This window comes from Mitsuaria sp. BK037, assembly GCF_014193045.1.
Classification (GTDB): domain Bacteria; phylum Pseudomonadota; class Gammaproteobacteria; order Burkholderiales; family Burkholderiaceae_C; genus Roseateles.
In genome coordinates this window covers 571,049-596,819 of record NZ_JACHYS010000004.1, presented here as the reverse complement: position 1 = coordinate 596,819, position 25,771 = coordinate 571,049, and the positions used below count along the sequence as shown (strand labels likewise).

Genomic DNA, 25,771 nt, shown 5'->3' with positions numbered 1-25,771 from the left:
CGACGACGACGGCCACCGCGGCGCTGCGCCGCGACGCGACGCGATCGTCAGTCGAGGTCGGACAGCTCACGGCGCCGGATCAGCGTCAGCCCGATCAAGCGCGACACGACGGCTGCCAGGTACATGACGCCGACGAACATCTCGACCGTCGTGACCGCGCGCGCCAGCGGCTTGACCGGGATCACATCGCCGATGCCGGTGCTGGACAGCAGCGCGAAGCTCAGGAACATCAGCTCGGTCCAGGTGCGCGGCGACTGCGGATCCACCGCCGCCGAGAAGCTGCCCGGATACAGCGCCTGCACCACGACGAACAGGTGGGCGAAGCCCCAGGCCAGCAGCGTGAAGGTGGCGCCGGCGGCGAAGAGCTCGTCGGTGGTCGCATGCCAGTCGCTCATCATGTAGGCGATCAGGCTGGCTGCGGCGTAGAAGTAGAACAGCGCCTCCAGCGCGGCGGACCACGGCAGCAGCTGGTCCATGCCCCGGAACGCCTGCAGCAGCAGCAGCGCGATCGCCGGCAGCGCGATGGTCACGCTCAGCCAGGTCAGCCCCGGCGTGCTGCGCACCATGCGCGTCGTGAAGACCAGCACCACGATGCCGAAGGCGCTGAGCGCCAGCGGCGCGGCGCGGCTGGACTCGATCAGCGGATACAGCAGCAGCCCCAGCAGCTGCACCAGCAACAGGATGGCGGACGGATGGCGCCGCGTCAGGACGAGGACTCGAAGGACACGCATCGGTGCATTCTCCACGGGCCCGCGCCGCGAGCCGGGCCTCGGGCCGGCCTCGTCGCCAGAATGCGGTGCCGTCCTACTTGCGCCGCCGCCGGCTTGAGGTCCAATGAGCCACCCCGGCGGGATGGACGCGAAGCGACGCGGCCGCCGGTCAATCCCTATCGCAAGGACTGGAGGACATCATGGGTGGCATTCGTTGGGTGGGCGTGATCCTGATCGCGGCGGGCGTGCTCGCGCTGGTCTATGGCGGCTTCTCGTACACGAAGGAGAACACCGCCGCCAAGCTGGGCCCCATCGAGCTCAAGGTCGAGGAGACCAAGCGCGTCAACGTGCCGATGTGGGCCGGCGTGGCCGCCATCGCGCTGGGCGGCGTGGTGCTGCTCGGCGCCGGCCGCAAGTAAGCGGCCCGGGGCTCAGCGCCGGCCGAGGTTCATCAGCGCGGTGCCGGCGATCGCCATCGTGCCGCCGACCAGCAGCGACGCGTCCACGACCTCGCCCAGCCACAGCGCCGAGAACACGACGCCGAACACCGGCACCAGCGTGATGTAGCCGGACGCCGCGCCAGCGCCCAGCGCCTTCACGCCGTCGAAGTACCAGGCGTAGGCCAGCGCCGTCGAGCCGACGGTGATGCCCGCCATGCACAGCCACGCGTTGCGCGGCGCGGCCAGCACGCCGGCCAGGCCAGCCGTGCCGTCGACGGCCAGCGTCAGCGCCAGCAGCATCACCGCGCCGATCGCGGCGGTGACGGCGGTGGTGGTCAGCGCGTCGACGCCGGCCATCACCTTGCGACCGATCAGCGTGTAGGCCACCCAGCAGCCGACGCAGCCCAGCAGCAGCAGCTCGCCGATGCCGACGCGCCCGTCCAGCACATGCCAAGGCTCGCCGCGCGTGATCACGACGGCCGCGCCCACCGCCGCGAGCGCCATGCCCAGGCCGATGCGCTTGTTCAACCGCTCATGGAAGATCCAGGCCGCCAGCAGCAGCGTGATCACCGGGTTCAGCGTGATCACCAGCGCGCCCTTGCCGGCCGGCACATGCTTGAGGCCGCTCATGAAGAAGGTCGCGTAGCCGAAGACGCCGAAGCTCGCCGCCAGCACCATGCCGGCCCAGCGCGAGGCCGTCCAGCTGCGCAGCGCGGCCAGGCGGCCGGTGCTCGCCAGCCACAGCATCAGGATCGCGCCGGCGATCAGGAAACGGCAGGCGGCCGCTGCCAGCGGCGGCATCGCCTGCGCCAGCACCCGCCCCCACGGCCAGGACGCGCCCCACAGCACCGCCATGCCGACCAGGCGCAGGTGGGTGGAGAGATGCGAAGGGGCATGGGTCATCGGGGCGGCGCTCATGGGTGGGAACTATCGGCGTTCGGCGTCACGGGCCGGGCGATGCGCGCCCGTGCCGCGAGGGGTGCCGGAAGGCATGCCGCGGTGAGCGGTGAGCGCCAAGCCTCAATGCGGATAGGCCATCCGTTTCTCCATCCACTTCTGCACCTGCTCGAAGGCGAAGCTCAGCAGCCAGTAGATCGCCGCGGCCGCCATGTAGAGCGGGAAGGGCTGGAAGGTGGTGGAGATCAGTTCCTTGGTAGCCAGCATCAGCTCGGTGACCGCGATCACTGACACCAGCGAGGTGTCCTTGATCAGCGAGATCAGGCTGTTGGACAGGCTGGGCACCGCCGCGCGCAGCGCCTGCGGCCCGATCACGAATCGCAGCGTCTGATGGCGGCTCAAACCCAGCGAGGTGCCGGCCAGCCACTGGCCCTGCTCCACCGCGCCGATGGCGCCGCGCATCGTCTCGCTCATGTAGGCGGCCACGTTCAGCGTGAGCGTCAGCACGCCGGCGACCAGCGGGGAGAACTCGATGCCGATGCTCGGGAGGCCGTAGTAGACGATGAACACCTGCACCAGCAGCGGCGTGCCGCGCATCGCGCTCACATAGACCGCCATCAGCGTGTCCAGGACCGGCACGCGCAGCACGCGCACCAGCGTGATCAGTCCCGCGAGCGGCAGGCCGAAGATCATCGCCATCACCGCGAATAGGAGCGTGTAGCCGGTGCCCTTCAAGAGCACCGGCCAGGCCATCTCGGCCAGGGAAAGCAAGGACGGGAGATCCATGGAGTTCTTCGGGAGCAGCGCGCCTCGCGGCGGAAGTGGCGATGTTGCCATCTTCTCCTCACCCCCTCCCCGCCCCTGTCGAACTCCCTCTCCCGCAGCTTGTGGGAGAGGGAGCCGGTGCAGCCAGGCCTGCGGTCAGTACGCGAGCGCGCGGACCTTGCCCTTGAACACGCGATAGGAAAACAGGCTGTAGGCCAGGATCACCGGGAGGGTCAGCACCGCGCCGACCAGCAGGAAACGCAGCGACTCGTCCGCCGCGGCGGCCTGCCACAGCGTGATCCGGTCGATCACGACGAACGGATAGAGGCTGTAGGAGAGCCCGAAGAAACTCAGCGTCAGCACCACCACCATCAGCGCGAACGGCGCCCAGCACAGCTTGCCCAGCACGCGATGCGAGTTCAGCAATCCCCGCAGGGCCGCGAGCGCGAGCACCGCCATCACCGGCAGCGGCGCCAGCGCGATGATCCCCGGCAGCTCGAACCAGCGCGCCCGCACCGTGCCGCTCAAGCACGGCGAGGCGACCGACACCAGCACCAGCCCCGCGATGACCGCCGGCCACACGCGCCTGGCCCAGACGACGGCGCGCCGCTGGAGCTCGCCCTCGGTCTTGATCAGCAGCCAGCCGGCCCCGAGCAGCGCATAACAGGCCGTCAGCGCCAGCGCGATGCCGGCCGCGAAGACCCGCGCTCCCGCGCCGTCGTCGAAGCCGGTGACGTAGCGGCCCAGCATCCAGCCCTGCGCCAGCGCGGCCAGCGCCGAGCCGCCGGCGAAGGCGGCGTCCCACCAGCGCTTGTGCGCCGGGTCGCCCTTGGCGCGGAAGTCGAAGGCCGCGCCGCGCAGGATCAGCCCGAGCAGCATCAGCACGACCGGCGCGTACAGCGCGGTCAGCACCACGCCCTGCGCCTTCGGGAAGGCGATCAGCAACAGCCCGACCGCGAGCACCAGCCAGGTCTCGTTGGCATCCCAGAACGGTCCGATCGACGCGACCATCCGGTCGCGGTCGGCCTCCGGCGCCACCGCGGTCAGCAGGCCGACGCCCAGGTCGTAGCCGTCCAGCACCACGTAGAGCAGCAGCGACACGCCCATCAGGGCCATGAAGATCACCGGCAGCACGCTGCCCTCGACCAGTGGCGTTGCGGCGAGCGCGTTCATGCGAAGGTCCTCGAGATGACGGGAATGCCGGCGCCGTGCGAGGCGCCGCCGGGATGCGGATCGTCCGGCCCGAAGTGCGCGGGCGCTTCGGCGGGACGCTTCTCCGCCATCCGCTTGATGGCGGCGACGTAGGCGACGAGCAGCGCCAGATAGACGGTGGCGTAGCCGGCCAGCGACGCGGCGATCATCGAGCCGGGGTTGTGCGCCGCCACCTCCTGCGTCCGCAGCAGGCCATGGACGATGTAGGGCTGCCGGCCGATCTCGGTGACGTACCAGCCAGCGACGGTCGCGATCCAGCCGGAGAAGCTCATCAGCGACAGGCCCCACAGCCAGACGCGCGGCAGGCCCCGCCAGCCCGAGCGGCGGAACAGCCACCAGCCGCCCCAGGCGAAGCCCAGCATCAGCACGCCCATGCCCACCATCACGCGAAAGCCGAAGAACAGCGGCTTGACCGGCGGATGCGCGCCTTCGAATTGATCCAGGCCGCGGATCTCGCCGTCGGCGTCGTGGGTGAGGATGAGGCTGGCCAGGCGCGGAATGCCGATGGCCAGGCGGTTCTCCTTCGCCTGCTCGTCAGGCAGCGCGAACAGCAGCATCGGCGCGCCGCGCTCGGTGTGCCAGATGCCCTCCATCGCGGCGATCTTGGCCGGCTGGTGCTCGAGCGTGTTGAGGCCATGCAGGTCGCCGGCCAGGATCTGCAGCGGGATCAGCACCGCGCCCAGCGTCAGCCCGAGGCGCATCACCCGCCGCGTCTCCGCCCGCTCGACGCCTTTGAGCATCTGCCAGGCGCTGAGGCCGCTGAGCAGGAAGGCCACGGTCAGCCCGGAGGCGAGCAGCTTGTGGGCCAGCCGGTAGGGGAAGGACGGGTTGAAGATCACCGCCCACCAGTCCACCGCATGCAGGACGCCGTCGCGCATCTCGTAGCCGGCCGGGGTCTGCATCCACGAGTTGAGGCTGAGGATCCAGAACGCGCTCAGCGTCGTGCCGAAGGCGACCGTGGCTGTAGCGATGAAGTGGACGCGCGGGCTGACGCGCTCGCGGCCGAACAGCATGATGCCGAGGAAGCCGGCCTCCAGGAAGAAGGCGGTGAGGACCTCGTAGCCGAGCAGCGGGCCGGCGATGTTGCCGGCGCGCTCCATGAAGCCGGGCCAGTTCGTGCCGAACTGGAAGCTCATCGTCACGCCGCTGACCACGCCGAGGGCGAAGCTCAGCGCGAAGACCTTGGTCCAGAACTGGTAGGCCGCGAGCCACGCGGCCTCGCCGGTGCGCCGCCAGCGCCAGAGCATGAAGAGCACCACCCAGCCCAGTGCGATGGTGATCGTCGGGAAGAGGATGTGGAAGGTGATGTTGAGCGCGAACTGCATGCGCGCCAGGATGAACGGGTCCATGGCCGCGCAGTGTTGGGCATTGCGCGATCGCAAGGAAGGGACAGATCGTCCTAGGACAGATCGCCCTAGGACAAATTGCCCTCATGCCAAGGCCGCTGGCCCTCACCCCAGCCCTCTCCCGCAAGCGGGAGAGGGAGTCCGCAGGCGCAGTGGCTTCTTCAGCACACGCTCGGTGGAACACCCTCTCCCCCGGCGGGGGAGAGGGAGGGGTGAGGGGTCTCGTCCCGCGTCACCAACCTCCGTCGCCGTCGCGATGCGGCTCGAAGCGCGCCATCAGGAAGTCCACCAGCGCGCGCGTCTTCGCCGCCAGTTGCGCGCGCGGCGGATAGATCAGATGGATGTCCGCCGGCGGCAGCTCCCAGTCGGTCAGCAACGGCCGCAGCCGCCCCGAGCGCAGCATCGGCGCCGCCTCCCACCGCGAGCGCATCAGCACGCCGTGCCCATCCAGACCCCAGGCCAGCACGCTCTCGCCGTCGTTGGCCGCCAGCGGTCCGCGCACCTTCACCGTCTCCTTGCGCGCTCCCTGCTGGAAGTGCCAGGTGCCGAAGGTCTCGTCGCTCTCGCGGATGAAGAGGCAGGCGTGTCGCGCGAGCTCGCGCGGCGTCGCTGGCTCGCCAGCGCGCTTGAGGTAGGCCGGCGCGGCGCACAGCACGCGACGGTTGCGCGCCAGCAACCGCGCGGTCAGGCGCGCATCCGGCGGCGTGCCGACCAGGACCTGCAGGTCCACGCCCTGCTCGATCAGGTTGACCGGCCGGTCGGTGAGTTCGAGTTGCACCTCCACGTCCGGGAACTGCCGCGCGAAGCGCGACAGCGCCGGCGCCACATGCTTGCGACCGAAGCCGAAACTCGCCGACACCCGCAGCAGCCCCTTCGGCGCCGCCCGGCTCCCGGCCACCGTGCGCTCCAGCGCCTCGAGTTCCTCCAGCACGCGCGCGCCGTCAACGAGGTAGGTCTCGCCCTCCGGCGTCAGGCCGATGCGGCGCGTGGTCCGCTGCAGCAGCTGGACGCCCAGCCGGCGCTCGATCGCGGCCAGCCGCTTGCTGACGGCCGGCGGCGTGACGCCCATCTGCTGCGCCGCGGCGGCCAGGCTGCCCTGTTTCACCAACAGCGCGAAGAAGGCCAGGTCGGAGAAGCCGTCCATTAATGAACTCCAGGAATGAAAGAACTTCCAAACCGGAAATTATGTGCCTGCGATTCACTTCCAGAATCGGGGCCGACATGGACCATCGACCGCTGCCCGTCGACCGTCAATCCTCGACGGCGATCCCCTCTGGAGACCGCATGCCGCCCTTCCCCGTCATGGACACCCCACCGGCTTCATCGGCCTTCACCGGAGCGCCGGAAACCATCGCCGGCCGCGGCGCGCTCGACGCGCTGTTCCCCGGCTTCCACCACATTCGCGTTGCCACCGCCAATGGCGTGCATGTGGAAGCGACCGTCGGCGGCTCGGGCCCGCCACTGCTTCTGCTGCATGGCCATCCGCAAACGCGCGCGATCTGGCACAAGGTCGCGCCGGCGCTGGCGGAGCGTTTCACCGTCGTCGCCGCCGACCTGCGCGGTTATGGCGATTCATCGAAGCCGCCAGCGTCGACATCGACATCGGCGTCGGCGTCGGCGTCGGCACCAGGCTCGGCGACCGACGCATCCGCCTACAGCAAACGGACGATGGCGGCCGACATGCTGGCGGTGATGCGGGCGCTCGGTCACCCGCGCTTCGACGTGCTGGCGCACGACCGCGGCGCGCGCGTCGCCCACCGGCTCGCGATGGACGCCCCGACGGCCGTGCGTCGGCTGGCGCTGCTGGACATCGCGCCGACCCTGGACATGTACGCCGGCGCCAACGACGCCTTCGCGCGCGCCTACTGGCACTGGTTCTTCCTGATCCAGCCGGCACCGCTGCCCGAGCGCCTCATCGAGGCCGATCCCGCCGCCTATGTCCGCGACGTGATGGGCCGCCGCAGCGCGGGCCTGGCGCCCTTCGATCCGCTGGCCCTGTCGGAGTATCAGCGCTGCCTCGCACTGCCGGGCACCGCCCGCGGCCTCTGCGAGGACTATCGCGCCAGCGCCGGCATCGACCTGGTCCACGACCGCGAGGACCGCGACGCCGGACGGCGGCTCACCATGCCGCTGCTGGCACTGTGGGGCGAGCACGGCGTCGTGCATCGCTGCTTCGATCCGCTGGCGCTTTGGCGGCCGCTGGCGACGGACCTGCGCGGCGAGGCCCTGCCCTGCGGTCACTACATCCCCGAGGAAGCGCCTCAGGCGCTGCTCGATCGGGTCCTGCCCTTCTTCACCGCGCCAGACCGCGACATCGCCGCCGAAGCGGAGCGCCAGCCATGACCGCCACCAACGCCGTGACCGGCACGATCCGCGCCACGGACGCTGCTGACGCCACTGACGCCGCGGACGCAAAGGCCGTCAGCGGCTCGCCCGTCGCGACGCCCGATCCCAAGCCCTCGAACGCCCCGCCGCGCACGCTCTACCGCAAGCTGGTCGACAGCCACACGGTGGCGACGCTCGACGCGCAGAACGTGCTGCTGTTCTGCGACCTGCACCTGATGAACGAGTACACCAGCCCCCAGGCCTTCACCGGCCTGCGCGAGCAGGGTCGCGGCGTGCCGATGCCGGGACAGCAGGTCGCGGTGGTGAGCCACATCATCCCGACGCATGCGGTGCCATCGGCCCTGCGCGTGATCGCCGACCCGCCTTCGGCACTGCAGGCGAGCAACCTCAAGGCCAATTGCGACCGTCACGGCATCCGCCTCTTCGACACGACCGACGCGCTGCAGGGCATCGAGCACGTGGTCGCGCCGGAACACGGGATGATCCGCCCCGGCATGGTCGTCATCTGCGGCGACAGCCACACCACGACCTATGGCGCGCTCGGCGCGCTGGGTTTCGGCATCGGCACCACCGAGGTCGAGCATGTGCTGGCGACGCAGACGCTGGTCTACCGGGTCGCCAGGGACATGCGGATCCGCGTCGACGGCCCCCTCCCCGCGTGCACGACGGCCAAGGACCTGGTGCTGGCGATCATCGGCCGCATCGGCGCGCAGGGCGCACGCGGCTACGTGGTCGAGTTCTGCGGGACGACGATCGACGCGCTGTCCGTCGAGGCGCGCTTCACGCTCTGCAACATGGCCGTCGAGGCCGGCGCGCGCGGCGCGCTGATCGCGCCCGACGCGACGGCGATCAACTACGTGCTGGCCCGCAGTCCCGACCTCGCCGGCGAATGGCGCGAGCCCGCGCTCGCGCGCTGGCGCACGCTGCGCAGCGATCCGGGCGCCCGCTTCGATGCCGAGCACCGCTTCGACGCGGCCGACATCGGGCCGCAGGTCACCTGGGGCACCAGTCCCGACCAGGTCGCGCCGATCGACGGCCACGCGCCCGACCCGGCCCGGATGGCCGTCGGCCCGGCGCGCGACAGCGCCGAACGCGCGCTGCGCTACACGCGGCTCGAGGCCGGCGCGGCGCTGGCGGGCACGCCGATCCAGCATGTCTTCATCGGTTCCTGCACCAATGGCCGCATCGAGGACCTGCGCGCCGCCGCCGCCGTGCTGCGCGGCTGCCGCGTCGCGCCGGGCGTGCGCGCGATGGTGGTGCCGGGCTCCGGCGCGGTGCGCGCGATGGCCGAGGCGGAAGGCCTGGATCGCGTCTTCCTCGACGCGGGCTTCGAATGGCGCCAGCCCGGCTGCTCGATGTGCCTGGCGATGAACGACGACGTGCTTGCCGACGGCATCCGCTGCGCCTCGACGACCAACCGCAACTTCGAGGGCCGGCAAGGGCGCGGCGCGATCACCCACCTGATGAGTCCGGCGATGGCCGCCGCCGCCGCGGTCACCGGCCGCCTGACCGATGTCCGCCGACTGCCGCCCGTCCTCGGCGAGGAGAGCCCGCGATGAATCCCGTCCGCCGCATCGAGGGCCGCAGCGCGGCCCTGCGCCTGGAGAACCTCGACACCGACCAGATCATGCCCAAGCAGTTCCTGCGCGGCATCGACAAGCAGGGGCTGCGCCAGGGCCTGTTCCACGACCTGCGCTTCGACGGCGAGGGACGCCAGCGGCCCGGCTTCGTGCTGAACCAGCCCGCCTACGCCGGGGTGTCCGTGCTCATCGGCGGCAACAACTTCGGCTGCGGGTCCAGCCGGGAGCACGCCGTCTGGGGCTTGCAGCAGGCCGGCATCCGCGCCGTCGTCGCGCCCGGGTTCGGCGAGATCTTCTATTCGAATGCGATGGGCAACGGGCTGCTGCTGGTGACGCTGCCGGAAGCCGAGGTGCGCCGGCTCATGGACGAGGCGGACGCGGTGCCGCGGAACACCGTCGAGATCGATGTGGAGACGCTCACGCTGCGCAGCGCCGAGGGCGTCGAGGCTCGATTCGAGATGCTGCCGCGGCACCAGCGGATGCTGCTCGAGGGGCTCGACGCGATCGGGCTCTCGATGACCTACCGCGATCGGATCGAGGCCTTCGCGTCCGCGCACTGGGCGGCGCAACCGTGGCTCAAGGACGTGGCCCGGGCCAGCGGCGGTGGCCGCTGAAGCCCTTCGATGGAAAAGTCAGGCCGCAGTCAAGCCGGGAACGGCAGGCTGCGCCAGCGCTTGCCGGTGAGCGCCGCCACGGCGTTGGCGATCGCGGGCGCGATCGGCGGCACGCCGCATTCGCCCATGCCGGTCGGGGGATCCGCGGAAGGCACGATGTGCAGGTCCACCGGCGGCGCGTCCACATGGATGGGCACCCGGTAGTCATGCCAGTTGCTCTGCTCGACCTCGCCGTTCTTCAGCGTGATCGCCGCACCGGGCAAGGTCATGCCGATGCCCATCACCAGCGCGCCCTGCACCTGCGCCTCGATCGTGCGCGGGTTCACCGCGAGGTTGCAGTGCACCCCCGCCGTGACCCGGTGCAGCACCGGCCGGCCGCCCTTCATCGACACCTCGACGACATAGGCCACCACCGTGTTGAAGGACTCATGCACCGCCACGCCCCAGGCCCGTCCCTTGGCGAGCGTCGCCTTGCCGTAGCCCGACTTCGCCACCGCCAGGTCCAGCGCCGCCAGGTGGCGCGCATGCTTGGCCAGCAGCTGCCGCCGGTAGGCCACCGGATCGAGCTTGCCGGCGCGCGCCAGCTCGTCCACCAGCGTCTCCATCACGAAGGCGGTGTGCGTGTGCCCCACCGAGCGCCACCACAGCACCGGCACGTTGGCCTTGGGGTGATGGACCTCCAGCGCGATCGGGAAGGGATAGGCGCTCTCGGCCACGCCCTCGGTCATCGTCGCATCCGCGCCGTTCTTCACCATGAAGTCCGCGAAGGGCGTGCCCATGGTGATGGACTGGCCCACGATCACATGCTTCCAGGCGAGCACCCCGCCCTGCCGGTCATGCGCGATCTCGACGCGGTGCAGGTGCGTCGGACGGTAGTAGCCGCCGCGCACGTCGTCCTCGCGCGTCCAGATCATCTTCACCGGCCCGGTCTTGCCCGCGGCGTGGCGCGCCTTGGCCACCTGCGCGGCCTCGACGACATAGTCCGAGGTCGGCGTCGCCCGCCGTCCGAAGCCGCCACCGGCGGTCATCGTGTGCAGCGTGACCTGCTCCGGCTTGAGCCCCAGCACGCCGGCGACCTGCGCCTGGTCCACCGTCTAGAACTGCGAGCCGACCCACACCGTGCAGCGATCGCCCCGGAAGTCGATGGTGCAGTTCAGCGGCTCCATCGGCGTGTGCGCCAGGTAGGGGAAGGTGAACTCCGCGGTGATGAGCGCCGGTGCCGGCTTCGCCGTCAGCGCCGCGGTGTCGGCCCGCTGGACCGCGATGCCCGGCTGCCTGGCCAGTGCGCGGAACTGCGCCAGCTGCGCCGCGCTGTCCACGCGCTCGACCCCGCTCAGGTCCCACTCGACCTTGACCAGCTCGCGCGCCTTGCGCGCCGGCCAGAAGCCGTTGGCCACGATGGCCAGGCCGGTCGCGCCGCCGCTCAGCGGCACCTGCAGCACCTCCTCCACGCCCGGCACCGCGAGCGCCGGCGCCGCGTCGAAGCGCGCGACGCGGCCGCCGAAGACCGGCGGATGGACCATGACGACGGTGCGTTGCCCCGGCAACTGCAGGTCGATGCCGAAGTCCTGGCGACCGCTGGACTTGGCGCGCGCATCGAGCCGGTTGACCGGCTTGCCGATCAGCTTGAACTGCGACGGATCCTTGAGCACCACCGACGCCGGCACCGGCTCGGCGAAGGCTGCCTGCGCCAGCGCGCCATACCCCAGCCGACGGCCGTCCGGCGTGACGACGCTGCCCGACTCGGTGCGCAGCTGCGCGGCCGGCGTGTTGAGCTGCTTCGCCGCGGCCGCGACCAGCATCGCGCGCATGCGGGCGCCGATCTCGCGGTACTGCTGCCAGGACGCCTTGATGCTGGTCGAGCCCCCCACCATCTGGATGTGGAAGAACGGATCCTTGTAGGCCTCGCCCGCCGGCGCGAGCTCGCAGCGGACCTTGCTCCAGTCCGCGTCCATTTCCTCGGCCACCAGCATCGGCAGCGCGGTCTGCACGCCCTGGCCGAAGTCGATCTTGCCGATGGTGACGGTGACGATGCCGTCCGCGTCGATCGCGACGAAGGCCGACGGCTGCTGGAAGGGCTTGAGCGGCTCCGGCGCGCCCGGCGCGGAGCCGCCCACCGACGCGTCCTGCGCGCCGCCGGGCGCCGCGTACAGCGCGAAGCCGGCGGCCAGGCCCAGCTTGAGGAAGACGCGGCGACCGAGGCCGCCCTCGCCCGGCGCGGCCGAGGACTCGGGCGCCTCGGCCAAGGCCGTCGGCAGTTCACCGCTGAGGTACTGGAACATGGGGCGCATGGGAGGCTCCTTCAGGCGAGCGAGCGGGCCGCGTCCTTGACGGCGGCATGGATCCGCACGTAGGTGCCGCAGCGGCAGAGGTTGGCGCTCATCGCGGCGTCGATGTCGGCGTCGCTGGGCTGGGGCCGGTGCCGCAGCAGCGCGACCGCGGCCATGATCTGGCCGCTCTGGCAGTAGCCGCATTGCACGACGTCGTGCTTGACCCAGGCCTCCTGCACCGCCTGCCCGATGCGGTCGCCGCCGATGGCCTCGATCGTGGTGATCTGCTGGCCGGCGACGGACTCGATCGGCGTGACGCAGGCGCGCCGCTGCTCGCCGTCCACATGCACCGTGCAGGCGCCGCAGACCGCGACGCCGCAGCCGAACTTGGTGCCGGTCATGCCCAGCGTGTCGCGCAGGACCCAGAGCACCGGCGTATCGCCCGGCACGTCGACTTGCTGCGCTTGGCCGTTCAGGCGGAACGAGATCATGGCTGGCTCCTGCTCACCGTGGCGGTGGCGCTGATGGAGATGAGGGTGTCGGCCGGGACGGCGGCGCCGGCCATCGCGCGCAGGTGCTCGACGACCTCGCGCGTCGATGCGGCCTTCGTCGATCCGATGGACTTGCGCAGCGGCTCGGTGGCGTCGCAAGGCGCGCCGTTGCGGATCCAGGCGCGCACCTGCGTGTCGAAGGCCGCCTTGTCCAGCGGCGGCAGCGCGCGGCCCGGCCCCGGCTGCCAGCCCCAGGCGACGAGGTGGTCGGTGACCAGGTGCTGCTCGATCATCGCCAGCGAGCGGTGGCCGTTGGTCGCGGGCTCGCGGAAGACCTTGCACAGCGCCGCGCCCTTCAGGCCGAGCCAGGACATCTTCATGGTCTCGGGCGGCATGTGCCAGCCCGGCTTGCCGTCGGTCTCCAGCCCCGGCGGCGCATGCTGGAGCGGGCTGTTGCGCGTCGAATGGCAGGTCGCGCACTGCAGCGGCGCGACGCCCTTGCCGTCCGCGCCGCGCTGCACCGGCGGATAGTGGACCCGGCTGAAGTCGCCTTGCAGCGGCGCATTGGGCACATGACAGTTCAGACATCGGGGATGGAGCAGCACGCGCTCGAGCTGCGCGAAGGCGGCCAGGCCTTCCTGCCGGTTCGGCGTGGCCGAGATCGGCGTCGGCTGGAAGGCGGCACCGTCGGCCGCGCTCGCCGGCGCCGCCGCGGCCATGAGGCCCGCCACGACGACCACGCACGCCGCGCCCAGCACCGCCGAGCACGCCAGCCTGCATGACGCGGGCATCGAGAAATCCGCTGCGAAGCGATCACCCATGTCGACCTCCTGATGGCTGCGTCGGGTTGCCCCGCAGTCTAGAAAGGCGACGGGCGACGCGGCTTGCCTGATCCGACGGAAGACTTGCCCATTTCGACGGCGCGGTCCACGAGCGTTCAGCGGGGGCGCGAGAAGCGGCGCGCGCCCGCCACGCATCCGATCACGGCGACGGTGACCGCGAGCATCGCCGGACTCACCGCTTCCCGCAACAGGCCCGCGGCCAGTGCCAGGCCGAACAGCGGCTGCAGCAGCTGCAGCTGCCCCACCGCGGCGATGCCGCCCTGCGCCAGCCCGCGGTACCAGAAGACGAAGCCGATCAGCATGCTGAACAGCGACACATACCCCAGCCCCGCCCAGGCCGCGGCGCCGACCGGCGCGAAGCTGGCCGGCACGCGCCACGCGGCCAGGGCGAGCATCGGCGGCAGCGCCAGCACCAGCGCCCAGCAGATCACCTGCCAGCCGCCGAGCGTGCGAGAAAGCCGGGCGCCCTCCGCATACCCCAGGCCGCAGACGAGGATGGCGCCCAGCATCAGCAGGTCGCCCAGCGGCGCGGCGCGCAGGCCCTGCCCCGCCGCGAAGCCGATGACGCACAGGCTGCCCAGCATCGAGAAGATCCAGAAGGCCGCGCGCGGGCGCTCGCCGCCACGCAGCACGCCGAAGGCGGCCGTCGACAGCGGCAGCAGCGCGATGAACACGATCGAATGGGCCGAGGTGACATGCCGCAGCGCCAGCGCCGTCAGCAGCGGGAAACCGATCACGACGCCGGCCGCGACGATCGCGAGCGGCCCGGCCTGCGCGCGCGTGGGCCGCGGCGCGCGCAGCAGGCGCAGCGCCGCCAGCGCGATCAGCCCGGCGATGGTGGCGCGCGCGGCGGTCAGGAACACCGGGTCGAAGTCGGCCACCGCGACCCGCGTCGCCGGCAGCGAGCCGCTGAAGATCAGCACGCCGATGAATCCGTTCAGCCAGCCTCGCGATGCGGTGTCCATGTCCCCGGTGCCTCGATGGAAGAAGGACCGCAGGGTAAGCCGGCCTATCAATACAATCAAAAAATTGTCATGGATACAGGCGGTGGCGCATGGCGGAGCCCAGGTACAAGGCGGTGGTGGACCGGCTGGCGGCGGAGATCCGCTCGGGCGCCCTGCCCGCGGGCGCGCGGCTGCCGACCCACCGGGACCTCGCGACCCGCGAGGGCTTCGCGCTGGTCACCGCGACCCGTGTCTACGCCGAGCTGCGGGCGATGGGCCTGATCAGCGGCGAGACCGGCCGCGGCACCTTCGTCAAGGAGACGGCGCTCGCGCCCGGCCAGGGCGTGGACCTGGACGCGGTGGCGGCGGACATGGTCGACCTCAGCTTCAACTACCCGTCGCTGCCCGGTCAGGCGGAACTGCTGCGCGGCGCCTTGCGCCAGCTGGCCGGCGCGGGCGACCTGGAGGCGCTGCTGCGCTACCAGCCGCATGGCGGCCGGCCCGCCGACCGCGCCGCGATCGCGCGCCATCTGCGGCGACGCGGCCTCGAGGTCGAAGGCGGCCGCGTGCTGGTCGTGGACGGCGCGCAGCACGGCCTGGCGGTGACGCTGATGGCGCTGCTGGAGCCGGGCGACGTGGTCGCCGTGGATGTGCTCACCTATCCCGGCTTCCGCCTCGTGGCCGGGATGCAGCGGCTGGAACTGGCGCCGGTGCCGGCGGCCGGCGCGGGGCCCGACCTCGACGCACTGGAGGCGCTGTGCCGGCGCCGCCGCGTCAAGGCGATCTACACGATGCCGACGCTGAACAACCCGCTCGGCTGGGTGATGGCGGCCACGCGCCGGCGCGAGCTGGTGGCGCTCGCGCGGCGACACGACCTGCTGATCATCGAGGACGGCGCCTACGCCTACCTCGCCGACCATCCGCCGCCGCCCCTGGCGATGCTGGCGCCCGAGCGGACCGTCTACGTGTCGGGGTTCTCCAAGAGCGTCGCGGCGGGGCTGCGGGTGGGGTTCGCCGTCGCGCCGGCCGCGCGGGTCCATGCGCTGGAACGGGCAATCCGCGCGACGACCTGGAACACGCCCGGCGTGATGACGGCCATCACCACCGGCTGGCTGGAGGACGGCACCGTGGCCCGGCTCGAGGCGCACAAGCGCGAGGACGCGCGACGCCGCCAGCGCCTGGTGGCGGAACGCCTCGGGACGATGAAGCGCATCGCGCATCCGTCGTCCTACTTCGTCTGGTTGCCGCTGGGCGAGGCCGTGCGCGCCGACCAGGTGGCGATGGCGCTGCAGCGCGAGCGGGTGTCGGTGTCGACGGCCGAGCCCTTCGCCACCACGCCGCAGGCGCCGCATGCGATCCGGCTGGCGCTGGGGTCGGTGGACCTGGTGCGGCTGGGCGCGGCGCTGGACCGTGTCAGGGCGGCGATCGAGGCCAGGACCTTCTGACCGCGGCCGCCCCGCCCGTCAGGCCGCCGGCTGGCGGTAGACGAGCACCTTCAACGACCGCTCCTCCGACTCGTCCGCGAAGGCCGGCGGGTTGGCGACGCGTTCGATGAAGGCGAGGCCGGGCGCCTCGGTGGCGACGAGCTCGCGCAGGAACGCGGTATCCAGCTTGGGCGTGTTCAGGCACACCAGCGCATGGCCGCCCGGCGCCAGCAGCTCCGGCAGCCGTCGCACCAGGCGGGCGTAATCCTTGGTCGCGACGAAGCTGCCCTTCTGGTAGCTCGGCGGGTCCAGCACGACCAGGTCGTAGGGACCGCCGCGGCGGATCTTCCCCCATGAGCTGAAGATGTCGTGCGCATGGAAGGCGGCGCGGTCCTGCACGCCATTGAGCTGGTGGTTGCGGCGACCGGTCGAGAGCGCGCCGCGGGCCATGTCGTAGTTCGCCACGGTCGCGGCGCCGGCCTGCAGCGCGGCGACCGAGAAGGCGCAGGTGTAGGCGAACAGGTTGAGCACCCGCCCATCCGGATGCGCCGCCGCCCAGCGCCGCACCCAGCGGCGGCCTTCGGCCATGTCGAGGAAGAAGCCGTGGTTCTGTCCTTGCGCCAGGTGGACCACGAAGCGCGCGCCGTCCTCCTCGACCACATGCTCGTCGGGGATGGCGCCGGCCATCAGGCGGTTGGTGGGACGGTGCTCGTCGCGGTGCTGGAACATCCAGTTCAGCGGCTCGCCCGGCGCGACCTCGGCCCAGCGCGCGGCCAGCGCCGCGCCGATGCGGGCCAGGTCTTCGTCGCTCACCGGCGCGAAGCTGGTCAGCAGCCAGACCGGCGGATAGGCATCGAGGACCCACTGCTCGCAGCCGGGAAACAGGCCGCCGCGACCGTGGAAGAAGCGGCCGGGGCCGCTGGGCCGGGGCAGCGTGGCGATGACGTCGAGGAGCGCTTGCATGGGGAGTCCGGGAACGGGGGCGCCAGTGTAGACAGGCGCCCCGCCATCGTGGGCCTCACGCCACATCGCGCGCCGATTTCGATCACGCCGTGCAGCGGCATGCCCCCGGCATCTCCTTCCACAGCTTGTGGAGACTGCTGCAAATGCGGGTGCACTTCGCCAGGGCCGACCGACAGATCGAAGCATCGATACACCTGCATCCGGCAGTGGGCTGATCAACGCGAGTCAGCCGAAGGCCCGTCCTGTTCGCCGTGCATGCCGCCGCGGCGAAATCAATCCTCATTCGGAGCCACCCCGTCGCCGTCGCGGCCGAGGCCCGCGGTCACCAAAGAATCCTTCCCATGGCCGCACCAGCGGCGTCATCGGCGAAGGAGCGGCACATGTTTCGAGCGGCGGTCCAGGAGTTCCAGCAAGCGCCATGGATGGGCACCATCCGCGTCGCGCAGCGGCCGGCCTTCCAGGTGGTGGCCGCGGTGGCGGTGCTGCTGGCGACCGCGCTGATCGCTTTCGCGCTGATCGGCCAGGTCTCGCGCAAGGCCCGCGTGCCGGGACTGCTGATGCCGGTGGGCGGGCTGCTGCAGGTGTCCTCGCCGCTGGCGGGGCAGGTCGAGGCCGTGCTCGTCGGCGAGGACGACGAGGTGCGCCAAGGCCAGCCGCTGCTGCGGGTGCGCAGCGAGCGCCGGGTGGACGGCAGCGACATGACCGCGCTCAACCTCCGCGCGATCCAGACGCGCGCCGGCAGCCTGGAGACCGAGCGCCAGCTGCAGCGTCGGCAGGCCGGGGACAGGCAGGACACGCTGAGCGACCGCCTGCGCAGCCTGCGCCTGGAGGCGACGCAGGCGGGCGAGGAGCTGGACATGGTGCGCGCCCGCGTCACGCTGGCGCAGCGCAGCCGTTCGCGTTACGCCGCCCTGGCCGAGAACGGCTTCGTGCCCGACACCCAGGTGCAGCAACGGGACGAGGAACTGCTCGACCTGCGGGCGCGGGAACGCGGCGCGCAGCGGTCGGTCGAGAACCTGAGCCGCGAGGCGCGCTCCCTTGAGGCGGAACTCGCCGCGATCCCGACGACGCTGGCGACCTCGCTGGCGCAGCTGGACCGGGCCGCGGCGCAACTCGAGCAGGAGCGCGCGGAGCTCGAGGCCCGGGCCGGTCTGGAGGTGACGGCGCCGCGCGATGGCCGCGTCAGCGCGCTGCCCCTGCATGCGGGCCAGGCGGTGCAGGCCGGCCAGACCCTGGTGACGCTGACGCCGGTCAGCGTTGCGGCGACGGACGCCGACGTGCTGGTGGCGCAGCTCTATGCCCCGAGCCGCACGGTGGGTTTCATCCAGCCCGGACAGCAGGTCTGGCTGCGCTACGCGGCCTACCCGTACCAGAAGTTCGGCATGGCGCTGGGCCAGGTGGCCCACGTCAGCCCGACGCCGATCGCGCCGCAGGACCTGCCGTCCGGGCAGGCGCAGGCGCTGGTCAGTGCGGCCCAGGCCAACGAGCCGCTGTACCGCATCGACGTGCGCCTGGATCGCCAGGCGATCGCCGCGTATGGCCGCGATCTGCCGCTGCGCGCCGGCATGGCGCTCGACGCCGACGTGACGCTGGAGCACCGGCGCATCTGGGAGTGGCTGCTGGAACCGCTGCTGGCGACGGCCAGGCGGATCTAGCGGGACATCGATCTTCCGGCGGCGAGTGATCGACGCCGGGGAAACGGCGGCCGACCGTTCTCGGCCCTTCAACTGACGGAGATTGAAATGACGGAACTGACTCAAGACGAGATCGATCAAGTGCATGGCGGCGGCGGATTCCTGTCCAAGTTCGCCAAGTTCATGGTCCGCTGCGCCGCGTCCTACCTCGGCGCGCACTTCGGGCTGACCGGCCCGGTGGCCGCGCGCGTCAGCTGATGCGCCTGCCCAGACCTTGCGTTGACTCGACCTCACCTGCGGCCGGCCACCTCCGTGGCTGGCCGCTCACCGCGTCGCGCCGCGACGGCGCATGACAGCCTCCAGCAATGAAACGCACCCTGTTCACCGGCCTGCTCGGGTTGATCGGCTTCGCGGTCCTCGGCGGCGCTTCGGCCGAGCCCGAGCTCCGGGACCCGATCCCGCTCCCCCGGTCCGAGATCTCCGGACAGTCCGTCCATCGGCATCACATTCCCTTTCGCGGGGCGGGCCAGGCTCTGGCCTTCGTCAAGTCCTACCCGGGTCCGCAGGACCGGGTGCAGTGGTACCTGCGCCTGCTGCCATCGGATCCCGCCACCTTCTCCTTCGAGCAGCTCGCGCTCGCGGTCGAGGACGCCGACACTCTCATTCCCATCCCGACAAGAAAAGGATGGGCCCCGTTGCCCGCCGCATTCGCGGTCGACGCCGCGAAGGCCCGATTCGTCGTCAATCGGCCGAAAGGCAGCGTGTCGCTCGAATACTGGATCGCGATCGCCCCGCGCGCCGATGACCGCTACCCGGTCGACGGTCTGCGCGAGGCCTGCGCACAGGCGGTGGCCATGTTCAAGGCCCAGGGCTGGCTGCAGGCGCTGCAAGCGCGAGACCTGCATTGCGCCGATGTGACCTTCCTGCCGCTCGACGATGCGCTGACCGTGACCGGACGCGATGCCAGCGGCGCGCCCGTGAACCTCGAGGTCCGGCGGACCGCCCGCGGCCCCGCGGTGGTCGTGCCTCTGGAGGAACAGGTCCATGAGGTCACGGTGACGCCGGGCGGCGGCCCCTACGTCATCGTCGTGCGGCAGGAGGATTCATGACCCGGCCCACCCCGATCCTTCAATCCGAGGTGGCCGAATGCGGCTTGGCCTGCCTGGCGATGATCGCGACGGCCCATGGCCAGGCCACGACGCTGCAGGACCTGCGCCGGCGCTTCCCGGTCGCGCTCAAGGGCATGAAGCTGCGCGACCTGCTGGAGGTGGCGGCCGGCATTGGTTTCTCCGGCCGGCCGCTGAAGCTGGACCTGCCCTTCCTCGCCAAGCTGTCGCTGCCCTGCATCCTGCACTGGGACATGAACCACTTCGTGGTGCTGGCCCGGGTCCACCGCGCCAGCGTGACCGTGCTCGATCCGGCCGTCGGCGAACGCCGGCTGAGCCTGGACGAGGTCTCCGCCCATTTCACCGGCGTCGCCGTCGAACTGACGCCCAATGCCGACTTCAAGCCCGCCGCGCCGCCGCCTCGGGTCTCGCTCGCCGCGCTCACCGGCAAGGTGCTCGGCCTGCGTCGATCGCTGGTGCAGATCCTGCTCGTCGCGCTGGTGCTGGAACTGTTCGCGATCGTCGCGCCGCTGTGCAACCAGCTCATCATCGACGACGTCCTCACCTCGGGCGACCGCGACCTGCTCAAGGTGCTCCTGATCGGCTTCGGCCTGCTGCTGGTGACCCAGACGGCGCTCGGCCTGGCGCGCTCGTGGATGCTGGTCCTGCTGACGCAGACGCTGTCGCTGCAATGGCGGGGCAACACCTTCGCCCATCTGCTGCGGCTGCCGGTCGGATTCTTCGAGCGGCGCCACCTCGGCGACATCACCTCGCGCTTCGGCGCGGTCGACGCGATCCAGAAGACGCTGACCACCGCCGCGATCGAGGCCCTCCTCGACGGCCTGATGGGCGTGGCCGCGCTGGTCATGATGCTGGTCTATGCCTGGCCGCTGGCGCTGGTCGTGATCGCCGCCGTCCTGCTGTACGGCCTGCTGCGCTGGGCCGCCTACCGGCCGCTGCGCGACGCGGCCGCGGAACGGCTGGTCGTCGCCGCGCGGGAAAGCACGCACTTCCTCGAGACCCTGCGGGCGATGACGCCCCTGAAGCTCTTTGGCCGCGAGCAGGAGCGGCGCGCGCAATGGCAGAACCTGATCGTCGAGGTCCAGAACCGCGATGTCCGCACCGCCAAGCTGTCGATGGCGATGAGCACCGCCAACACCTTCCTCTTCGGCGTGGAGAACCTGCTGGTGCTCTTCCTCGGCGCCGGGCTCATCCTGGACGGGCAACAGGCCGGCACGGTCACGATGACGGTGGGCATGCTGTTCGCGTTCCTCAGCTACAAGGGCCAGTTCACCGGCCGCGTGTCGGCGCTGATCAACTACGCGGTGGAACTGCGGATGCTGGGCCTGCATGCCGAACGCCTGGCCGACATCGCGCTCGAGCCGCCCGAACCCGACGAGGTGCCGGACCATGACCTCGCGCACCTGGAGGCCAGCCTGGAACTGCGCGACGTCAGCTTCCGCTACGGCGAGCGCGAGCCCTGGATCCTGCGCCACGTGAACCTGACGGTGCCGGCCGGCCAGAGCATCGCGATCACCGGCCCGAGCGGCTCGGGCAAGACGACGCTGCTGAAGGTGCTGCTGGGGCTGCTGGCGCCCGAGGAGGGCGAGGTGCGCTACGGCGGCATGCCGATGCGGCAGCTCGGGCTGAGGAACGTGCGCCGGCAGATCGGCACGGTGATGCAGGAGGACGTGCTGCTGACCGGCTCGCTCGCGGACAACATCGCCTGCTTCGACACGCAGCCCGATCCGGAGCGGGTGCAGGCCGCCGCGATGCTCGCGCAGATCCACGAGGACATCTGCCGGATGCCGATGGGCTACCAGACCCTGGTCGGGGACCTGGGCAGCGGCCTGTCGGGGGGGCAAAAGCAGCGGCTGCTGCTGGCGCGGGCGATCTATCGGCGGCCGAGGATCCTGGCGCTCGACGAGGCGACCAGCCACCTCGACGTCACCCGGGAGCGCGCGGTGACCGCCAACCTGGCCCGGTTGCCGCTGACGCGATTGATGATCGCGCACCGGCCGGACACGATCGCGGGCGCGGAGCGGGTGATCGTGCTGGAGGGCGGCGCAGTCGACGAACTGCCGCGCCCGGCGGCGAGAGACACGCTGGCCACCTGAGCGATGACCATTTGAGCGATGACCATTTGAGCGATGGGCACCCGAGCGATGGTGACCCGAGCGATGGTGACCGGAGCGACGGCCACCTGAACGACAGCCAATTGAGCGACGGCCGGCGCCGGCCGGCAGGCGGCGTGGACCGCGCGCCGGCCAGGGATCACTTGTTGTCGATGGGCTTGCTCACGTCGCGCTCGAACCACTTGGTCGAGATCCGGGCGTAGGTGCCGTCGGCCTGGAGATCGGCGATCGCCTTGTCGATGGCGGCCTGGAACTTCGGGCTGCCCTTGCGGAACGGGATCGCGTTGGTGGCGGGCTTGCCGATGGCGGCGCCGGCCTTGATCGGCAGCTTGGTCTTTTCCTTCAGGTAGGGGATGAGCAGGCTGTCGTTGAGGGCGGCGTCGATGCGGCCGGTGGCCAGGTCCTGCAGGTACTCGGTGGCGCCGGGATAGGTGCGCACCTCGGCGCCGTCCCAGGTCTTGGCCAGGTCGGCGAAGTTGCTGCCCTGGCCGACGCCGATCTTCTTGCCCTTGAGGTCGGCCGGCGACTGCAGCGGCCGGGTCTCGTTGGCGCGCACGATCAGTTGCGGATAGGAGGTGACGTAGGGCGCGCTGAAGTCGAAGGTCTTGCGGCGCTCGTCGGTGGCGGCGACCTGGTTGACGATGACGTCGTACTTGCCCGCCTGGAGGCCGGCGAGGATGCCGCTCCATTCGGTGGTGGTGAATTCCGGCTTCACGCCCAGCTTGGCGGCGATCGCCTTGGCGATGTCGACGTCGAAGCCGTCGAGCTGGCCCTTCGCGTCCTTGAAGTTGAACGGCGGGTAGGTGCCCTCGACGGCCACCCGCAGCGTGCCGCGCGACTTCACGTCGTCGAGCAGGTCGGTGGCCTGGGCCGCGAGGGAAGCGCCGGCGAGCAGCGCGGCGGCGATCAGGGAAGTGCGGAAGGCTTTCATGAGGCCCCTCGTTGTTCGTAGGAGGGGCCGATGTTGCCACCAGTCGTTGGCATTCCCTCGCATATGGATATGCCTGGCCGCAATGAGGGACGGGGGTGGCCCGAGGCGCTCACTGGCTCACGCAGAGCACGACCTGCTCCTTCGCAAGCAGGTCCTTGCGCGTCACCACCTGGTTGATGTGCAACAGAAAGGCCTCGTCCCGCTCGTGCTTCGCCAGCAGGGTGTCGTTGACCATGGTCGCGGGAAAGGACTTGAACACGCAGCCTCGGTGCTGGAGCGTCGCCACGGCGGCCTCGATCGCCAAGGTGCCGGCATCGGGATGAAGGGTCCGGTAGAGCAGGAAGCCCGCCATGCCGGCCGCAGCCACCACGCTCCCGATGGCGGCCGTCATCAGGAGCGCCTCTCCGGGCGATCGCTTGACGAAGCCCGCAGTACGCATGCCCCGAGACAACAGCCGGTCTCCGATGATGACCTGCGGCTCCGTGAATCGATGGGCTTCGTCGGGGAGCAGATGGATCGCGATGAACAGCTGCTCGTCCGGATCGAGCTTGTCCAGCCGGAACTCGCTGACCGGGCGGTCGTAGGCCACGGCCATGGCCACGGAGCGGCTCGAGCCTTCGACGTTGGGCTCGTACTCGGGCGCGAACGGCAGTTTGATCCGCACGTTCCTGAGGACGGCGGAAGACAGATTGGTGAGGCTGAGCCAGGCCAGCAGGAAGCCCTTCTGACTGTGGATCTTCTTCAAGGCCACGTCGGGGACCCATTGATATCGGGGCTCGACGAAGGTGTAGGCGATCGGCGGCGGGGCTTTCCCGAGTAGGGGGATCAACGAAACGACGGTGTCTACGAGGGCCATGGGTTGCGTGTCGGCAATGCGGGGCGGCCAGTGTCCACGTCGGCCCGAGGCTCGCTCCGCCCGCAAACCCTCACGCGGCCGAATGCCGGCAAGTTTTCACGCCCCTCGGAAGGGTCGACGCCCTGCGTCGATCGGTGCCGCGGAGCCGGTGGGGTGCGCCTGATCCGGGATCAGCGAATCAGAACGCGTGCCGCAGTCCGAGCGCGACCACCGTCGGCTTCTCCCCCACTCCCACGCCCAGCGGGTTGATGGCGAAGTCGTAGGCCGCGCGGGCCTGGTTGTCGATGCGCGAGACATACGCATAGAGGCCGGTGCGCGGCGAGAGCGTGTAGTCCGCGCCCAGCGTCCATTGCCGCGCGCCCGTGGCGTCGCCCGCCGAGACGAAACCGATCCGCGCGCCCGCCGGCCCCTTGCCGTCGGCGGCGTCGGTGAAGCTCGCGCGCAGGTTGAAGCGGTCGACCTGCCAGGTGGCCGCCATGAAGAGCGCGGTGCGGGTCAACGGACCGAGTGGCGTTTCGTACCGGAGGCGCTCGATGGCGCCGGTCAGGCGGGCCGGACCGACGCGATACGCGGCGCCGAGTTTGGTCGCCGTGTCCGTGCGACCAGGGCCCTGGTAGCCGCGGTGCTGTTCGTGCGCGAGGGAGACGTTCCACGGGCCGTCGTCCCAACTGAGCGAGGCGGACCACAGGTCGGGCTTCGAGCCACCGGGGCCGATCTCGCCGTCGTTGAGGGCGTAGGCGACGCGTCCGGTGAGCCCCTGCCAGCGGGGGCTCCAGTACTGGACGATGTTCTGCTGGCGCCGGTCGAAGGACGCGGTGTTGCCCAGGTGGTTGGTGGTGGGCGCGGAGCCGTTGGCCATCAGCGCCATGTAGCCGGCGGTGGTCGGGTACCAGGGGTCGAGGGTGCTGGTGGCCAGCAGGTACGGCGTTCCCCAATGACCGGCGAAGACCAGTCCGTAGGGCGTCTGCAGGCCGACGCGCGTGTCGCGGTTGGCGAGCGATGTCCCGGCGCCGGTGTCGAGCGCCAGCGAGCCTTCGATCTGGAACACCGCCTGGTAGCCGTCGCCCAGGTCCTCGGCGCCGCGAAAGCCGATGACGGAGCGGTTGTTGGACTCGCGGTTGACCGCGCGATCGCGTGGCGCGCGGGCAGCATCGGCGTGCTCGAGGGAGACGTTCAGTCGGCCGTAGATCGTGACGCTGGATTGGGCCTGGGCGCCAGCCGCGATGAGCGCGAGAACCGTGGGCACGAGCGAAGGGAGGAAGCGGTACTGCATCGGAACGAGGGAGGTGAGGTCATCCCGATGTTGATTCGGCGGCGGCGATTGCGGCTCTCTCGTTCGGGGGAGCGAGGGTGGCGCGCCGGCTTGGGCGGCGATGCCAGCACTCGAAGGCGACCGCGAGCAGGACGAGGGCCAGACCGATGGCCGGCCGCATGGGCGCGAACTCCTCCGCGCTGAGCAGCGGCGACACCATCAAGCTGCGGCCTTTCAGCAGGTCGACCGTCACGTTCATCGCCAAATGCAGCGCCGTGGTGCAGACCAGCGACCGGGTGCGCCAGAAGACGATCCCCAGCAGCAAGGCGCCGGGCACCACCAGCACCGCGTCCTTCAGCGGATGCATCAGCGTGAAGATCAGTGCCGCGCCGAGCAGCCCCGCCAGCTCACTGTTGAACAGCCTGCCGATCAAGGGCTGCAGCAGGGCGCGGTGGAAGAGCTCCTCGAAGAAGGCGCCCAGCGTCATCGCGGCGAGCGTGGCGGTCCAGACCTCCGGATGGATGGAGGGCTTGATCGGATGAAACCCATTCGACCGGATCGCTTGGAAGTCGATCAGCAGCGCCGCCAGCGTGATGGACGCCACCGCCGCGGCCACCACCCCGGCCGTCGTTCGCAGCTGGACTCTGAACAAGGTCCGCAGCGGGTAGCCGCGTTGGAGGGTGGCGAGCAGCCAGAGTGCCGCGAGCGTCTGGAGACACAGCGACGAACGAACTCGAATCATCGGCCCCCACGGTGCCGGCAGGGAAACGACATTCTCCGGGAGCAGCCGTTCAAAGAATTGCACCAGAAAGCCAATGGCTGCGACCACGAAGAGTAGAGCGACGAATTCGAGCAGGCGTCGCGCGGCTCGCCCCGACATATCGAGGAAGTGCTTGATATTCAACATCGGCAAGAGAATCGTTGACTCAACCGCAGCCTAATCCAACGACCACGCAGCGCCAGGGTGTTTTCCCATTCACATATATCGGTGGGTTTTTCCAAATATTTGCAAT

At 70.7% G+C, this 25,771-nt stretch carries 23 protein-coding genes and 1 pseudogene; 9 read left to right on the top strand and 15 right to left on the bottom strand.

The window, feature by feature from the left end; genetic code table 11:
• Positions 1-47: 47 nt before the first annotated feature.
• Positions 48-731, bottom strand: a complete 684-nt coding sequence (locus tag FHT37_RS23640) for an ion channel (protein ID WP_091721459.1) — start codon at positions 729-731, stop codon at positions 48-50.
• 179 nt (positions 732-910) lie between these two features.
• Here FHT37_RS23640 and FHT37_RS23635 point away from each other — a divergent pair, with 179 nt between their 5' ends.
• A complete protein-coding gene (locus FHT37_RS23635) occupies positions 911-1,129 on the top strand; it encodes a hypothetical protein (protein WP_091721456.1) in 219 nt (72 codons plus the stop codon).
• Between the two features lie 12 nt (positions 1,130-1,141).
• Here FHT37_RS23635 and FHT37_RS23630 read toward each other — a convergent pair whose 3' ends face one another.
• The 5 genes from FHT37_RS23630 to FHT37_RS23610 all read right to left on the bottom strand — a co-directional run bounded on the left by FHT37_RS23630 (position 1,142) and on the right by FHT37_RS23610 (position 6,514).
• Entirely contained in the window at positions 1,142-2,068 is a 927-nt protein-coding gene (locus FHT37_RS23630; protein ID WP_254783182.1) for a DMT family transporter, read from the bottom strand.
• Between the two features lie 102 nt (positions 2,069-2,170).
• Positions 2,171-2,833 carry an amino acid ABC transporter permease gene (locus FHT37_RS23625; RefSeq protein WP_091721452.1) on the bottom strand — a complete coding sequence of 221 codons (663 nt, stop codon included), beginning with the start codon at positions 2,831-2,833 and terminating at the stop codon, positions 2,171-2,173.
• A 135-nt stretch (positions 2,834-2,968) separates the two neighbouring features.
• Positions 2,969-3,985: a cytochrome d ubiquinol oxidase subunit II gene (locus FHT37_RS23620; RefSeq protein WP_183485236.1), complete on the bottom strand. Its 1,017-nt coding sequence runs from the start codon at positions 3,983-3,985 to the stop codon at positions 2,969-2,971.
• Positions 3,982-5,373, bottom strand: coding sequence for a cytochrome ubiquinol oxidase subunit I (locus FHT37_RS23615; protein ID WP_183485233.1), 1,392 nt, complete (start codon positions 5,371-5,373; stop codon positions 3,982-3,984). Before FHT37_RS23615 ends, FHT37_RS23620 begins: the two co-directional genes overlap by 4 nt.
• A gap of 229 nt (positions 5,374-5,602) precedes the next feature.
• The gene (locus tag FHT37_RS23610) at positions 5,603-6,514 is read right to left on the bottom strand and encodes a LysR family transcriptional regulator (RefSeq protein ID WP_183485230.1); all 912 of its coding nucleotides are present in this window, start codon (positions 6,512-6,514) and stop codon (positions 5,603-5,605) included.
• A 158-nt stretch (positions 6,515-6,672) separates the two neighbouring features.
• Between FHT37_RS23610 and FHT37_RS23605 the strand changes: the two genes are divergently transcribed.
• From FHT37_RS23605 to leuD, 3 genes are read left to right on the top strand one after another with little or no spacing between them, the layout of a single operon-like run.
• Positions 6,673-7,713: an alpha/beta fold hydrolase gene (locus tag FHT37_RS23605; RefSeq protein WP_183485755.1), complete on the top strand. Its 1,041-nt coding sequence runs from the start codon at positions 6,673-6,675 to the stop codon at positions 7,711-7,713.
• Complete coding sequence (leuC, locus tag FHT37_RS23600; RefSeq protein WP_183485226.1) at positions 7,710-9,275, top strand: 3-isopropylmalate dehydratase large subunit; 1,566 nt, start codon at positions 7,710-7,712, stop codon at positions 9,273-9,275. The genes FHT37_RS23605 and leuC overlap by 4 nt, the downstream gene beginning before the upstream one ends.
• On the top strand, positions 9,272-9,910 hold the full coding sequence (gene leuD / locus FHT37_RS23595) for a 3-isopropylmalate dehydratase small subunit (protein WP_183485223.1): 639 nt from the start codon (positions 9,272-9,274) through the stop codon (positions 9,908-9,910). Before leuC ends, leuD begins: the two co-directional genes overlap by 4 nt.
• A gap of 29 nt (positions 9,911-9,939) precedes the next feature.
• Here leuD and FHT37_RS23590 read toward each other — a convergent pair.
• The 4 genes and pseudogenes from FHT37_RS23590 to FHT37_RS23575 all read right to left on the bottom strand — a co-directional run bounded on the left by FHT37_RS23590 (position 9,940) and on the right by FHT37_RS23575 (position 14,478).
• Positions 9,940-12,192 (bottom strand): annotated as a pseudogene (locus FHT37_RS23590) (molybdopterin cofactor-binding domain-containing protein).
• 20 nt (positions 12,193-12,212) lie between these two features.
• Positions 12,213-12,671, bottom strand: coding sequence for a (2Fe-2S)-binding protein (locus tag FHT37_RS23585; protein WP_091721422.1), 459 nt, complete (start codon positions 12,669-12,671; stop codon positions 12,213-12,215).
• On the bottom strand, positions 12,668-13,492 hold the full coding sequence (locus FHT37_RS23580; protein ID WP_255489946.1) for a cytochrome c family protein: 825 nt from the start codon (positions 13,490-13,492) through the stop codon (positions 12,668-12,670). The genes FHT37_RS23585 and FHT37_RS23580 overlap by 4 nt, the downstream gene beginning before the upstream one ends.
• Before the next feature lie 116 nt (positions 13,493-13,608).
• A complete protein-coding gene (locus tag FHT37_RS23575) occupies positions 13,609-14,478 on the bottom strand; it encodes a DMT family transporter (protein ID WP_183485220.1) in 870 nt (289 codons plus the stop codon).
• Between the two features lie 89 nt (positions 14,479-14,567).
• Between FHT37_RS23575 and FHT37_RS23570 the strand changes: the two genes are divergently transcribed.
• Entirely contained in the window at positions 14,568-15,902 is a 1,335-nt protein-coding gene (locus tag FHT37_RS23570) for a PLP-dependent aminotransferase family protein (RefSeq protein WP_183485217.1), read from the top strand.
• 18 nt (positions 15,903-15,920) lie between these two features.
• Here the strand turns inward: FHT37_RS23570 and FHT37_RS23565 are convergent, their stop codons facing one another.
• A complete protein-coding gene (locus FHT37_RS23565) occupies positions 15,921-16,844 on the bottom strand; it encodes a class I SAM-dependent methyltransferase (RefSeq protein ID WP_183485214.1) in 924 nt (307 codons plus the stop codon).
• A 380-nt stretch (positions 16,845-17,224) separates the two neighbouring features.
• On the opposite strand from FHT37_RS23565, the gene FHT37_RS23560 reads away from it, so the two are divergent.
• The 4 genes from FHT37_RS23560 (at position 17,225) to FHT37_RS23545 (ending at position 21,701) form a co-directional block, all read left to right on the top strand.
• Positions 17,225-18,499: an HlyD family secretion protein gene (locus FHT37_RS23560; protein ID WP_183485211.1), complete on the top strand. Its 1,275-nt coding sequence runs from the start codon at positions 17,225-17,227 to the stop codon at positions 18,497-18,499.
• An 87-nt stretch (positions 18,500-18,586) separates the two neighbouring features.
• Positions 18,587-18,736, top strand: a complete 150-nt coding sequence (locus FHT37_RS23555; protein WP_183485208.1) for a hypothetical protein — start codon at positions 18,587-18,589, stop codon at positions 18,734-18,736.
• Between the two features lie 107 nt (positions 18,737-18,843).
• Positions 18,844-19,587, top strand: a complete 744-nt coding sequence (locus tag FHT37_RS23550; RefSeq protein WP_183485205.1) for a hypothetical protein — start codon at positions 18,844-18,846, stop codon at positions 19,585-19,587.
• A complete protein-coding gene (locus tag FHT37_RS23545) occupies positions 19,584-21,701 on the top strand; it encodes a peptidase domain-containing ABC transporter (RefSeq protein WP_183485202.1) in 2,118 nt (705 codons plus the stop codon). The genes FHT37_RS23550 and FHT37_RS23545 overlap by 4 nt, the downstream gene beginning before the upstream one ends.
• 157 nt (positions 21,702-21,858) lie before the next feature.
• On the opposite strand, the gene FHT37_RS23540 is transcribed toward FHT37_RS23545, so the two are convergent.
• From FHT37_RS23540 to FHT37_RS23525, 4 genes are all read right to left on the bottom strand, one after another.
• Positions 21,859-22,650 (bottom strand): transporter substrate-binding domain-containing protein, encoded by a 792-nt coding sequence (locus FHT37_RS23540; RefSeq protein WP_183485199.1) that lies wholly within the window; start codon positions 22,648-22,650, stop codon positions 21,859-21,861.
• 109 nt (positions 22,651-22,759) lie between these two features.
• Positions 22,760-23,506 (bottom strand): hypothetical protein, encoded by a 747-nt coding sequence (locus FHT37_RS23535; protein WP_183485196.1) that lies wholly within the window; start codon positions 23,504-23,506, stop codon positions 22,760-22,762.
• Between the two features lie 178 nt (positions 23,507-23,684).
• Positions 23,685-24,779 (bottom strand): porin, encoded by a 1,095-nt coding sequence (locus FHT37_RS23530; RefSeq protein WP_183485192.1) that lies wholly within the window; start codon positions 24,777-24,779, stop codon positions 23,685-23,687.
• Between the two features lie 19 nt (positions 24,780-24,798).
• Complete coding sequence (locus FHT37_RS23525) at positions 24,799-25,665, bottom strand: CPBP family intramembrane glutamic endopeptidase (protein WP_183485189.1); 867 nt, start codon at positions 25,663-25,665, stop codon at positions 24,799-24,801.
• Positions 25,666-25,771: the final 106 nt, after the last annotated feature.